This is a genomic window from Halopenitus salinus, from assembly GCF_042662125.1.
In the GTDB taxonomy this organism is placed as follows: domain Archaea; phylum Halobacteriota; class Halobacteria; order Halobacteriales; family Haloferacaceae; genus Halopenitus; species Halopenitus salinus.
This window is the reverse complement of the sequence record NZ_JBHSXL010000002.1, coordinates 204,757-216,860: the sequence shown is the minus strand read 5'-3', so window position 1 is coordinate 216,860 and position 12,104 is coordinate 204,757. Positions and strand designations below refer to the sequence as shown.

General features: G+C 52.3%; 12 protein-coding genes. 8 read left to right on the top strand and 4 right to left on the bottom strand.

Going from position 1 to position 12,104, the window contains the following annotated elements:
- The first annotated feature begins 227 nt into the window (after positions 1-227).
- Positions 228-1,049, top strand: a complete 822-nt coding sequence (locus ACFQE9_RS02210) for a recombinase family protein (protein WP_379739644.1) — start codon at positions 228-230, stop codon at positions 1,047-1,049.
- A 215-nt stretch (positions 1,050-1,264) separates the two neighbouring features.
- On the opposite strand, the gene ACFQE9_RS02205 is transcribed toward ACFQE9_RS02210, so the two are convergent.
- Both ACFQE9_RS02205 and ACFQE9_RS02200 read right to left on the bottom strand, forming a co-directional pair.
- On the bottom strand, positions 1,265-2,557 hold the full coding sequence (locus ACFQE9_RS02205) for a hypothetical protein (protein WP_379739639.1): 1,293 nt from the start codon (positions 2,555-2,557) through the stop codon (positions 1,265-1,267).
- A gap of 202 nt (positions 2,558-2,759) precedes the next feature.
- Complete coding sequence (locus ACFQE9_RS02200) at positions 2,760-3,257, bottom strand: hypothetical protein (protein WP_379739636.1); 498 nt, start codon at positions 3,255-3,257, stop codon at positions 2,760-2,762.
- Between the two features lie 977 nt (positions 3,258-4,234).
- Here ACFQE9_RS02200 and ACFQE9_RS02195 point away from each other — a divergent pair.
- The 3 genes from ACFQE9_RS02195 to ACFQE9_RS02185 all read left to right on the top strand — a co-directional run bounded on the left by ACFQE9_RS02195 (position 4,235) and on the right by ACFQE9_RS02185 (position 6,098).
- A complete protein-coding gene (locus tag ACFQE9_RS02195; protein ID WP_379739633.1) occupies positions 4,235-4,897 on the top strand; it encodes a hypothetical protein in 663 nt (220 codons plus the stop codon).
- A 119-nt stretch (positions 4,898-5,016) separates the two neighbouring features.
- The gene (locus tag ACFQE9_RS02190) at positions 5,017-5,607 is read left to right on the top strand and encodes a HEPN domain-containing protein (RefSeq protein ID WP_379739630.1); all 591 of its coding nucleotides are present in this window, start codon (positions 5,017-5,019) and stop codon (positions 5,605-5,607) included.
- Between the two features lie 209 nt (positions 5,608-5,816).
- Positions 5,817-6,098, top strand: a complete 282-nt coding sequence (locus ACFQE9_RS02185) for a helix-turn-helix transcriptional regulator (protein WP_379739628.1) — start codon at positions 5,817-5,819, stop codon at positions 6,096-6,098.
- A 31-nt stretch (positions 6,099-6,129) separates the two neighbouring features.
- On the opposite strand, the gene ACFQE9_RS02180 is transcribed toward ACFQE9_RS02185, so the two are convergent.
- Together ACFQE9_RS02180 and ACFQE9_RS02175 are read right to left on the bottom strand one after the other, a co-directional pair.
- Complete coding sequence (locus ACFQE9_RS02180) at positions 6,130-6,258, bottom strand: hypothetical protein (protein WP_379739968.1); 129 nt, start codon at positions 6,256-6,258, stop codon at positions 6,130-6,132.
- Positions 6,255-6,929, bottom strand: coding sequence for a helix-turn-helix domain-containing protein (locus tag ACFQE9_RS02175; RefSeq protein WP_379739944.1), 675 nt, complete (start codon positions 6,927-6,929; stop codon positions 6,255-6,257). Before ACFQE9_RS02175 ends, ACFQE9_RS02180 begins: the two co-directional genes overlap by 4 nt.
- 493 nt (positions 6,930-7,422) lie before the next feature.
- On the opposite strand from ACFQE9_RS02175, the gene ACFQE9_RS02170 reads away from it, so the two are divergent.
- From ACFQE9_RS02170 to ACFQE9_RS02155, 4 genes are all read left to right on the top strand, one after another.
- Positions 7,423-8,295 (top strand): ParA family protein, encoded by an 873-nt coding sequence (locus ACFQE9_RS02170; protein ID WP_379739626.1) that lies wholly within the window; start codon positions 7,423-7,425, stop codon positions 8,293-8,295.
- On the top strand, positions 8,288-8,773 hold the full coding sequence (locus tag ACFQE9_RS02165) for a DUF7970 domain-containing protein (RefSeq protein WP_379739624.1): 486 nt from the start codon (positions 8,288-8,290) through the stop codon (positions 8,771-8,773). The genes ACFQE9_RS02170 and ACFQE9_RS02165 overlap by 8 nt, the downstream gene beginning before the upstream one ends.
- A 443-nt stretch (positions 8,774-9,216) precedes the next feature.
- The gene (locus tag ACFQE9_RS02160) at positions 9,217-11,715 is read left to right on the top strand and encodes a heavy metal translocating P-type ATPase (protein WP_379739622.1); all 2,499 of its coding nucleotides are present in this window, start codon (positions 9,217-9,219) and stop codon (positions 11,713-11,715) included.
- 171 nt (positions 11,716-11,886) lie between these two features.
- Positions 11,887-12,072 carry a DUF7333 family protein gene (locus ACFQE9_RS02155; RefSeq protein WP_379739619.1) on the top strand — a complete coding sequence of 62 codons (186 nt, stop codon included), beginning with the start codon at positions 11,887-11,889 and terminating at the stop codon, positions 12,070-12,072.
- Positions 12,073-12,104 lie beyond the last annotated feature (32 nt).

Here is a 12,104-nt window from a genome sequence, read left to right as displayed (position 1 = left end):
AAATAAAAAGGGATTTGTTGAAATCCTCATGAGCGATAGATTTCAGCAACTGTGCTGAATTTATCCTCCAAGTCTTGCACTGGTCGACCTACCAACACCTGAGTATTCCTACTGTTTCACTACCTCTCTGTACAGGACACTGATCTCAACTGCGTCGAGAAGGTAGTGGTATAGATAGAACCGCAAAAACACCCACTTGTTTAAGACAGTGGCACGTCCTCGAAAACATGAGCGAAAACGGACCCACGACCGCGGCGATCTACGCCCGGGTCTCGACATCGGATCAGGACGTGTCTCGGCAGCTCGACGAGGCGCGCGAACATCTGGAGCGTCTCGGTGTCAAAGACGTCGAGGAGTATCCGGAGATCGTCTCCGGCGCCGCCGACACCGACACTCGCGAGGTCTACAACCAACTCCTCGACGACGTCGAGAGTGGAGAGTTCGATCTCGTGGTCGTTCACGAGATCAGCCGGCTCTCTCGCCTCGGCTCGACTGAGATTCACGAGTTCATCCAACACTGCTTGGAACACGACACTGGCGTCGAGGCCCTCGACGTTGGCCTGAAGATTCACGTCGACGACGGCGAACTCCAGCAGACGATATACAGCATGGTCGCTCGGTTGATGGGTGACCTCGCCCAGATAGAACACCAGCAAAAACTCCAGCGAATCCGGTCGGGCGTCCGCGCCGCACAGTCCGCCGGAAAGTGGACCGGGAGGCCGCCGGCAGGGTTCGTCGTCGAGGACGGCTACCTCCGCGTGGATCCCACCGAGTTCCTACACGTCCGTGAGGCTCTCGCCCGCGTCGACCGCGGTGATTCGTTCGCGACCGTCGCCGACGACACCGGCATCGCCGAGTCGACGCTCCGGAGCCTCCACCAAGATCGGCGCGACCTCTACCTCGCCGGCGAGGCCGAGAACGAGCGCGTCGACGACGCGCTCACCGATATCCGCCCGCTGGAGGACGCCCGAACCGAGGATCCTGACCTCGAAGAGTTGCGCGAGCGTGTTGAGCGGCTGGAGGAGGCCACCGATATTGACCTCCACTGACACACCCTACCTCCTCAATCCTGAGTCGTGCGTACGTGTCGAATTGGCTCTGTTAAAATCCTCAACCGGTGATATGTCCTCAACGATTTGCTGAATACAGCGCGTAAATTTCACACAGATTTATCCCCAGATACGATCAGACCGGATCGGTCAACACAGGCAAACACTGTAACACACAAGTTGTCTTAATAAGAATCCCCTAGGCAGAGCCTCCATCAGTCAGTAAAACCGGCATTTGTTCGGTTCGGTGATAGGCAACTCAGTGTGTCTAAATTCTCGTAATTTTCGGCTTTGATGAATTGTCGTACAAGAATCCGGCGGAACAACCACAAGGTCGCCTCATAGTCAAGATTCAATTCCTGCGAATCAACCTTTTCATCTCCGTGAAGAACAAAATTTCTTGACTTAGAGTAAAAATACTCGGATATCCTATTCGGATCCGAACCATCCAAAGCATCGTCTGTAAACGTTCCTGAGAACTCCGCCAAATCCTCGAACTCAACCCCCAATTTGTCAATAAGATTTTTTATTTTATGCGCTGTTTTCCCACTCTCCTTATCCCGAGCTCGATGACCTTCAGCCAACTGTTCAATCCCAGATGCAAGTGACGCCATTCGGGCATCTACCGTTCGTCCGTAGATCAACGCATCGATATACCAACTAATCGCACGATTAAATGTCTCCTCATCAAGTTCGTCTAAATACGTTTCATACCCGTCGTTAAACAATACACGAGCTTCACTCCGATTCGGAAATGGATGCCCGGTATGCGCGCAACCGACACTTTGGCGATAATCTGTAATCCATGACTCACATCGCCACGATGGGGATCTCCCATCGATTGTTGTGATGCTCGCACGTATAGGTGCGGGGAGAACGCCTTGTAAAACCGCGAACAACCGTATCAGTGGCTCTATCCGTTCTAACGCGCGCTGTAGATGGATCCTCGGCGGGCAATTATCATGCTGCTCAACGATTAGCTTCGACGTTCGCACCGGTTGCTTGCGTTCTTGAATAAGATCAATACGATTCCTGTGATTATTCACTGGTTCAATATTGACCTGCCAAGAGTCACGTTCTAACATCGGTCGGTCTCGCGGTTCTGATCGAGGTTGAGGAAGATATTCAGCGTTCAACAAATCGATTTCAACCGTGACACTGCTACCAATGAGAGGTTCGTTATTGTGAGAGTCAATTTGTAGGCGTCGGGGATGAAGTTGTGTGATTTGGGTATTTTTCCACTGGAATCCCTGACGTTTCATGCCAATCCGAGCATCAAGAAGAGTTATCTCACCCCCCTCGGCCATTTCTGCGTGAAAATCTTCCTTGGGTATTGGTTTATTATCTTCTACATTCTTCTTGAAATGTTCTCCTGCTTCTGGTGCTTCAAAGGTACCTACTGATTCGCCACCAACGGTGCCGTTTTCATACAAAGTGAACTCCACCTCCCCGCGTGAGTTGTAGGCATCTACAGTAGCAGTGACGCTATCAATACTGTCATCGAACATTTGTTAGTGGCAAATCAACAGGCTAGGTTATATTTCTGAGGTAAACCTAGCTCGAATACCAATAAGGTTGCGTTGAAAAGCAAAGAACCGGTTGCGACATTCGCATTCTTCAGCGACCAGACGTTTCAGTCGATAATGTGTCTGAAGAATAGGATTTCAACAGAGACTCATATGAAGTTATCCGATTAGATCACCTTTCAAATCATAAGGCGTAGAACAACAGAGCAATCAAGATTGAAAACACCAGAATAGTAATTTTCACTTTGTGCCTGTTGAGTACCCGTTTACCTACATTATAACGGCTGTCATCAACCGCATCCCACTCCATCTGTTGAATATTCAGAAGGTAATCGATTTTATATACTATCCAGACAGTCCACGAAAGTATAATAAAAACGAGAACAAGGATTGTCAGCAATGGCGGGGCGTCTACTCCTCTGAGAACAAAGTAGAGTCCAGTAAAGAGTAGCAGACCTGCATATGTCAGACTGTCCTCCTGAATCTTGAAGAGGAATACGTTTAGACCTCCGATAACTTCGAGTACAAATGCCAGCATTAGGAAGCCAGCCGAGATCAGCGTAGTTACTAATGCGAGAGATTCTACGTTGATTATCTCAGAAGTGGGGTCAATAATAAAATTCACAACCACAAGAACAACCGCAAAGATACCAATCGCGCGGGAACCGCGCTGAGCAACCATTTGATTTGCGTTTGGACTTGTCGGTTCCTGAATTGGGGAATATGGGTTAACAAATAGATGTACCGTCGCCTGAAATACAAAGAGGCCTATTGCAGCAGAAGTTATCAAAGACCCGGATAGCATTAACGATGATCAGGACAATACCTGTGTTCTGTTCCGATTCGAGTCTTACAACCCGCTTCTTTACAATGCCTTTCGCCTTTTTGTAATTCTGCCCTCGCCTTGTCGTCATCGGACATATTCACTCACAGTTTTGGGTGTTGGTTAAGTGTTCTGTACATACTCTGTACTGAGCGATTGGGTGAAAAACTATCAGCTGCTGAGGATTTCAACAGAGCCAATTAGGTCACAATTGAGTTGAATAAGATGGGGTGTGGTGCTCTAACTGCAACAGAGCACGCATTCGTAGAACAGTACGTCGAAAAGCGGATGACTTCTCGGCGGATTGGATTTGCAACCTCCTCGAAGCGAATATCGACGAGTTCGACGACCAGCCCGACCCGCAAACAATAGTGCCGGCGATCCGGGAACAGTTGTAGATCGGTTATACTCCCCCGTTTTCCGGCTTCAAGGAGTTAAAAAACCGTTTATGCATGGTGTGGAGGTTCATTCAAGTAGTGTTGAAATCGCTGATTATGCTGATCTGGCAACTTTGTAGAACAAACTCTACCTAGTATCTCGGGGGTTGTGGGTCCCTAACCCCTCTATTTTGGCATGCCTAAAAAATTGTATAAGAATTTTTATCTGCGAAATATTTAAATACACCAACCGCCTTTCTGCAAGTGGAAAGAAAGCAACTAAAGATGATACACAACTGGAAAAGTCAGATGGGTTCGAACCTGTGGCAGCAGGTCCGAACGATCCCTCTTCGGAGCAAGCACTTCGTTGGTGACGACAGTGAGGTGCTATCTCTGTCGATTTATAAATCTTACTGCGGAGAGGCGAAGAAACCCTTCGTCACCTAACAGACATTGAGTTTGCAAGACCTCATCAGCGATCTGCAGAATCGACACCACAATCACCCCAGCCTTGAGGATCAAATCAAGGCACTCACAGCCCATTACTGGGTTGGAACTCGACCCCAAGGGCTCGATCTCTCCAAGTCGGAACTAGAAGAAACCTTGGAGGAGATGGATCTGGCCCTTGACCATAATACCGGTACGGTGGTCAGCAATCTAGAGGATGCCAAAATTATTCACGGCTCCACTGACCCTACCAATCCGGATTGGTGGGTCATCCGTGAACGTGACGGCGAGTTCCCTATGGGCGACGACATGCCGCCGGCTGTCAATGAAGAAATCACCCGGGCAAAAAACCATATCCAGAGCATGGATCCTCCGACGACGGACGGAGGCACACCCGTTCCCCGCACGGAGGAGCCTGAGAAGTTCAACGAGAATGGGGAAACACTCCGGGACGAAGTAGCCGACTACGTCGGAACGGGCCCTGATGACCTCGAAAACTACCTCGATATTGGAACACCCCGAAGTCGGAGACAGAAACTCAACGAGGTAGTGGAAGCAACCGAGGAGTCGGACCACTTCGAGATGCCCGACACATTTGACAAAATCAGCCTAATTCCAGATCCGGTGCGGTATCACCTCACCTCTACAACCGTTCGAAACTACCATCTGGACTAGTGAAGTAGTCCCGGATTGAAGCTAGTGGGGAAACTCCTACTGGCTTATTTTCTAGATGCTTTGGTACTAGTAACTACATTGTGGAAAGATATATCTGTAGCAATTTACATCCAGAGATCATGAATAATGAGACTGACAATCTGGACTACGCAAAAACGCAAGTTAACGAAGCAAGGCGGCGGCTAGACTCGGTCGTTGATAGAGTGACAAACAAGAATGTCGGCCCAGATTTTCTACCAATGGACACCAGAACCGATGAAATTGTAGCAGGTGAGGATTTGGATGAGATCCCCGATGAGCATCTGATTTGGTTGGCAAGTAGAGATGGGGACAAAACGAGAGATATTGGCGGACACATACAAAATATAATTATTGATTGTCAGTTATCTATTGAGATCGCCGTTAAGTCGATGTATAAAGCCGTAGATGAAGAGTTCAAACCAACTCATGACATCTCCTTTAGTTCTCACGAGACAGATAGATTCAATAATTCAGTACCTGTCGATTTTGAGCGGAAAGATGAGATAATCAGGGCAATTTTCCTAACTCAGTTTTGGGAACGGTTCTATGAACTAGCGAAATATGGAGCACCCGCACTTGACGTTGGGCCATCATTCATATTTGACACACCAGATGGTGAGAGAGCGATAAGTGATGCTCAATTCTGCGTGGGTCTCGCTGAGGATTTCATCGATCACGTTGGAGATTGACCCTCCGCTGGTAGACTATCCACATTATGGGGATGAACACGAATGGAACCCGGACCAAGGGATGGGTGGAGCATTCGGACAGGGATGGTTCTCATGTCCAGAATATGGTGAAATACCGGTTGGTGACCCACGAGAGGAGTGATGAATCCCTTAGCTCTAAACAGAGCCAGATCAGTAGTATTTCAAAACTCGAACGAGTAAATTGTGACATGTACGATCTCACTGGCTTTCAGCGCGATCTGCTGTACGTAGTTGCCGGACTTGATGACCCCCACGGACTCGCGATCAAAGACGAGCTCGAGGACTACTACGAAAAGGAAATCCATCATGGTCGGCTCTATCCCAACCTTGACACGCTCGTTGAGAAGGGACTCATCGAAAAAAGTCAGCGCGACCGGCGGACCAACGAGTACAACACTACTCGCCGGGGCACTAGAGAGATCGAAGCTCGGACTGAATGGGAAGCCGGGTATATTGACCACGACGGGTGATCGAACCGCTGTGTCCGAGGACTGTTTGACTCTAGTTTTTCGCGCTCTCAGCATTGAACGCTGAGACAGCGTACTCGCCGACGAGAACGTACTCGTGGCCTTCTTGGATGAGCTCTTCGAGCAGTTCGATGAGCGCGTCACTTCGGTTGTTGAAGCTCATGGCTGGGCCCGTTCGGTCTCTCGATACGTGACGCCGAGGTCGAGGTCCTCGTACATCTGGTCGAGCATCGCCAGCGCCGACTGGAACTGGGCGTAGTTCTCGCGCATGTACTCGATCGCCTCTGCTCTCGGTATCACCGGGTACCCCTCGACGTATTCGATGTCGAGTGATGGGCGGGGCTCGAGGACCATCTGTAGCGGTTCGTTAAGCTCGTCTTGGGGCTGTCGTTCGAATGCGGTCGGGAGGTCGAAGGACTCGAAGAACCCCTCCCAGGCGTCGACGTCCTGCTCACGAACAGCGAGGAACAGTGGATAGTCGTCGGGCTCGCGACCGATCTGGTAGCCGCCCTGAGTCCACACGTAGACGGCGTCGATCCGCGTGAACGCGAACGGCCAGTCACCGAATTGAGGGACGACGTATGTTTCCTCGATGGAGGGTGGACTGACGCCGGCGCTGGCAGCGACGAGCTCGAGTGCTGCGTCGCGTACGCGCTCGTCGACGACTGAGAGGCCGTCGTCATAGGAGACGTAGCCTGCGTCTTCCAGCCGATTGACGGCCTGTCTCACTGTCTCGTACGGTGTGTGGAGGTGTTGGGCGACACGGCGGATGGAGTCACCACTCTCGATAGTGAGGATGACCTGCGCCGCGGTGTCGTCGAGCACCTCATACATCTGGTGGTTACCAATAATCCGGTAACAGTTAAAAGACTTACTAGAGGACTGGGTAGAACGGCTCTGTCTGAGTTCTATCACTCAGGGCTCTCCTATTGAATGACTGAAGAATGTAGATCTCATAGCCAATCCACATAATGTGGATAATGTAGATAATGCAAATTGGGCTTCTTCAATTGGTTCGTGTGGGTGGCAAAGATTGCGATGAATACGTGTGAAATGCTGATAATCTAAATTATGTAGATTGCGTAGAGTCGACGGTGACTATGACAATTGAGATTGCGCCAACAATTTACATAATGTACAAAATGTAAATTATGTAGATAGCGTACGCAATCTGTCTGACACAGAATTAACATGGACGAGCTTCATTGACCGCGTATGACCAGTACAAAACGTACATTATCGACAAAACTCGCGCAACCTTTAACATCTACCCAATGTACATTACCTACAAAATGTACAAAATCCGCTTCTTACGGGGTGCTGAGCTATGAGTGCTGACGAGTTTGAAGGGCTCCCCGGAGCAGCTGTCTCGTTGCTCAAGGGAGGGGTAGGGAAATCCACGATCGCGCTCAACATCGCTGATCGACTCGCTGCTCGTGGCCATGAGACGGTACTATTGGATCTGGATAAGGACGGGCACATGACGACCCAGTTGGGATACGACGATACGTACGACCGAGATGCGAACCTCGGTGACGCCCTTATCGATGGTGAGGACCCCGAAGACCTGCTTATAGAGACGGACTTCGGCGTTCACCTACTCCCGTCGAGTAACGAGCTCGAGAACGTCGAGACGAGGCTGAAGGACGAACGGTTCGCAGACGTGAAGCTTCGACGGAACGTCGTCGATCCGCTCATTCAAAACGGATACGACTACGTGATAATTGATGCCGCAGGCGGCCGTGGAAAACTCTCCGACAACGCCCTCATCGCCGTCCAGCGCGTCATAATCCCGCTAATCCCGCGTGCTGGCTCGATCAACGGCCTCAATAAGATGATTGAACGCCAGATCTCCCCAATCCGGCAGAATATCGGGTTGGATATCCTCGCAGTCACTCCGAATATGATTCGCGAAACAATGGGACAACGCAACGAGCATCGGACTCTCGTTGAAAATCTCAACCGGGAGTTCGGTTCATTCGTCCCCGAGTACGCTCGTGTGGACCCGGAGATCTTCGATGCCCTCGATGATTCGGGACGCACCATCGATAGTATTCCGAAGCCAGGGATTCGCGAACGGACCGCGATTTCTCGCGCGTTCAAGCAAGGAATGCCGGTCTCGGAGTTCGACGAAGATTGCGACCAGATCACGAATTTCGACCACTTAGCGGACCTCGTGGAGGAACACAGCCATGCCTAATGAGGACGACCGTTTCGGGGACGTCGCTGAACAGCTCAAACAAACGGGGGAAGGAGCCGAATCGGATGACGACGAACGTACTGACACCCAGGATGAACCGCAACCGGATGAAGAGATAACTACTGAGGACACAGAGTCGGAGACTGAGTCCATTCCTGAGCAGGATGAGGAGGATGTGGACGAATCCACCGGTGGACCGGCCTTCTCCTTTGATGAGACCGATATGCACGGCTTCTATGTCCGGGAGGACACGTGGGATGGCGTCACCCGGATGCGATCATCGGTAACTGCTGCGTGCTCTATGTTTGATGTTCCCAAATTTGAGGGAAGAGAGTTTCAAGATGCGTGTCTCCGGGTAATTGCGGATCATGGTGATGAGGTCGCCCTCCAGATCCTCCGGGAGCGTGGTATCGAAGCCGATGCGGAACGTGTTCAGGAAGTTGTGGGGATGCTGAGCGAGCAAGCTACGAACGACTAACATTGGATTTGGGTGATTTCCCTCATCATTCAGATTTCGTGCGCATTGTACATTATGCAGATTGTGTAGCAAACCATCTGCTTGCATTCTTGCGATTATTCTCGGAACCGGGTCCGAACGCACAACCTCGGAGGATGGATCTGATGCGTGCCTTCGTTTCGTTATTAAAATATACTATTATTTATGTTTTTGAGTCCTCCTATATATTATACTATCGACAGGATGTACTGTATAGGCGTGGACATCATCGATCGACACGATATTTACTACAGAATGTGTCTGAGTAGGAGAGAGCAACAAAGACATAAACACGACCTGCGTACCGAGGTATAAGCAATTGACACTCTACCACTTAAGCACTTTGGGAAACAAAGAGTGTACCATCATCTCTATTTATATCGATCTGATATCGGACAGATAGACGGACCCACCGATACTGAGATATGACTGGCAACTGTGACTTGTGTGGCCGTGTGATTCAATCTTCCACATTCGAGACTGTTAGTGAGCGGTCATTCTGTTCAAGTGGGTGCCACGATGTGTACACGACGCTTGGAGCTCCCGATTCCCTCGATACCACCCAGACAACTGAGAACAGGATCGATCAAGAGGAAGACGCGGTTCCTACTGATCAGCATCGTTCTCGGACGTTTCTCCGGATCGACGGTATGTACTCCGCGACGTGTGAGGCGTATCTTGAATCTCTCGCCGAGAAACAAGAGGGAGTGACCAGCGCCGAGGCGAGTTACGTCACGGAGACGATCCGAGTTGAACACGATCCAGACACTGCTTCGAAGGAATCGTTGCGCGAGGCGTTGAGCACTCTGGGGTACACGGCGTATCTCCGTGAGGATGCCTCATCAGACGTGGGAGAGGCCGGTGGCACGACACGTCGATCACGGGAGATGGGTGGGATTCGAAAGCGCCGAGACGACCAGCTCTTGGGGATGCGATACTCCGTTGGATTCCTCTTCGGTGTGTTTCTGTTGGTCCCATACGTTGCGATCCTCTATCCAGCGCAGCTCGCGTCGATTTTCGACTGGCAAGTGCTCGAAATATTTGAGGGCGCATTTCGGTTAGACAGCCAAGGGGCATTCGTATTTCTCCGACTGTATTTCGTGATGACTGGTATCATTCTCGTCTTTACCGGTCTGCCAGTGTTGCGTGGCGCGTATATCAGTCTCAAAATGCGACGCCCGAACACCGATCTGTTGGTCGCGCTCACCGCCATCAGCGCGTACACGTACAGTACGGCTGCCGTTATCCTCGGGCAAAACGACATTTTCTTTGATCTCGCGATCATCGTCACGGCCGCGGTTACCGCGATGGTATTCTACGAATCGTCAATCAAACAGCGGGCACTTGATCGTCTCACCGAGCTCACCATATCACAGGTCAAGAGTGCACGAACGTACGACTCGGACGGAGAGACTGAGGAAGTTCGCGTGGAGAATCTCAATACAGGGGATGTCGTGCTCGTTCGACAGGGCGAACGTGTTCCAATAGACGGTGAACTGGTTGAAGACAGCTGTACCGTCGACGAAGCGATCGTGACAGGTGAATCGCTTCCGGTGCTCAAACGCGCCGGAGACGACGTGATCGGGGGGTCGATCGTGACGGACGGTGCAGCGTTGGTCCGTGTCGGCCCAGACGTAACGAGTAGTATCGACCGGATAACGACCGCCGTCTGGGACCTACAGAGCGCGACTCACGCCGTCCAACGCCATGCCGATCAACTCGCGTCGTACGCCGTCTCCCTCGTCGTCGGAGCCGCTGTCTCGGTCGGCGGCGTCGGTGTACTCGCATTTGGGATTGGTCTCCCAGATGCCGTCCTCCTCGCGCTGTTGATCATCCTTGCCGGCTCGCCGTGGGCTCTCGGACTTGCGACGCCCCTGTCGGTCGCGAAGAGTCTCTCCAGTGCGCTCCGGCGCGGGATCATCATCTTCGACGAAACAGTCTTCGAACGGCTCCGCGACGTCGATATCGTCGTCTTCGATAAGACGGGGACACTCACAACTGGGGAGATGGAGGTGATCGAAGCGGACGCGCCCCCCGAGCTGCTCGACGCTGTCGCCGCGCTCGAACAACGGGCGTCACACCCCGCCGCAAACGCTATCACGACGGCATTCGCGGGCAGTAACGGGGGTGACGGCACAAAGGAGCAGTCGGATTCGGTAGATGACGCTATTGGAGCGGAACGCGCCGATCGGATACGCGAGTTCACGAACCACCGGTCCGGTATCGACGGCGTGATCGGCGACACGTCGTTTCTCGTCGGGAACCTCGATCTGTTCGCGGAACAGGGGTGGACCGTCGACGACGACATCCGGTCTCGGGTCGCCGACGCTCAGGGATTCGGTCAGCTACCGGTTGTGATCGGTCGCGACGGGACGGCAGAGGGACTGATCGTCGTCGGGGACGAGCCGCGAGAGGGCTGGGACGACACCGTCTCTCGGCTCGGGGAACGAGGCACGGAGATCGTGGTCCTGACCGGCGACGACGAGGAGGCGACAGACTTCTTCAAGCGACACGACGCCGTGACGCACGTCTTTGCGACGGTTCCGCCGGAGGGGAAGACGGCGACGATCCGGCGGCTCAAATCCAACGGCCAGGTCGCGATGGTCGGTGACGGCACCAACGACGCGCCGGCGCTCGCTGCCGCCGACCTCGGTATCTCGCTGGGCGGCGGGACGGCGTTGGCCGCCGACGCCGCCGATGTTGCGATCGTCGACGACGACATCAGCTCCGTCGAAACCGCCTTCGACCTCGCGGGAGCGGCCCGCCGTCGCGTGAAACAGAACAATCTCCTCGCGTTCTCCTACAACGGCATCGCCCTCACGGCGTTGGCTGTCGGGTTCTTCAATCCGCTGACGGCAGCGGCTGCGGTCATTGCTGGCGGTGGGGTGCTCGCGGTAAACACTCGCCGGAAACTCCTCGGGTAGCGAGGTATATTTCCGAACGAACCTGATTCCGGGTCGTTCTACTGACGAAGTATGGAGAGTGGCTGTCCATCGTTCCCCCCGTCGTTGATCCGATCGTTGTAGTCGCTAACTGGATCCATATCGCTTCTGTTGGTAAAGTACTATTCCTGTCCAGACGCTACTACTACTACTATGGAATTTGATTTCGTGCGCTCAGTGATTCCGCTCGCTGTGATTGTCGCCGTCGCAACGGTCGCGTTGACCATGGTGATGACACCCTCGACCGTCTTCATGATGGTTCTTCCCTCGATGATCGTGTTCTCCGTGGTCGCGTACTTCCTCGGAATGAAACATGGTGAATTCCGCGTTAGCCCGTAGCGGTCCTAATTGGTACTTCCTCGCTAGAGCCA

Coding starts and splice junctions, on each gene's coding strand:
- ACFQE9_RS02210 (WP_379739644.1), top strand. CDS start 228: ATGAGCGAAAACGGACCCACGACCGCGGCGATCTACGCCCGGGTCTCG.
- ACFQE9_RS02205 (WP_379739639.1), bottom strand. CDS start 2,557: ATGTTCGATGACAGTATTGATAGCGTCACTGCTACTGTAGATGCCTAC.
- ACFQE9_RS02200 (WP_379739636.1), bottom strand. CDS start 3,257: ATGGTTGCTCAGCGCGGTTCCCGCGCGATTGGTATCTTTGCGGTTGTT.
- ACFQE9_RS02190 (WP_379739630.1), top strand. CDS start 5,017: ATGAATAATGAGACTGACAATCTGGACTACGCAAAAACGCAAGTTAAC.
- ACFQE9_RS02185 (WP_379739628.1), top strand. CDS start 5,817: ATGTACGATCTCACTGGCTTTCAGCGCGATCTGCTGTACGTAGTTGCC.
- ACFQE9_RS02180 (WP_379739968.1), bottom strand. CDS start 6,258: ATGAGCTTCAACAACCGAAGTGACGCGCTCATCGAACTGCTCGAAGAG.
- ACFQE9_RS02175 (WP_379739944.1), bottom strand. CDS start 6,929: ATGTATGAGGTGCTCGACGACACCGCGGCGCAGGTCATCCTCACTATC.
- ACFQE9_RS02170 (WP_379739626.1), top strand. CDS start 7,423: ATGAGTGCTGACGAGTTTGAAGGGCTCCCCGGAGCAGCTGTCTCGTTG.
- ACFQE9_RS02165 (WP_379739624.1), top strand. CDS start 8,288: ATGCCTAATGAGGACGACCGTTTCGGGGACGTCGCTGAACAGCTCAAA.
- ACFQE9_RS02160 (WP_379739622.1), top strand. CDS start 9,217: ATGACTGGCAACTGTGACTTGTGTGGCCGTGTGATTCAATCTTCCACA.
- ACFQE9_RS02155 (WP_379739619.1), top strand. CDS start 11,887: ATGGAATTTGATTTCGTGCGCTCAGTGATTCCGCTCGCTGTGATTGTC.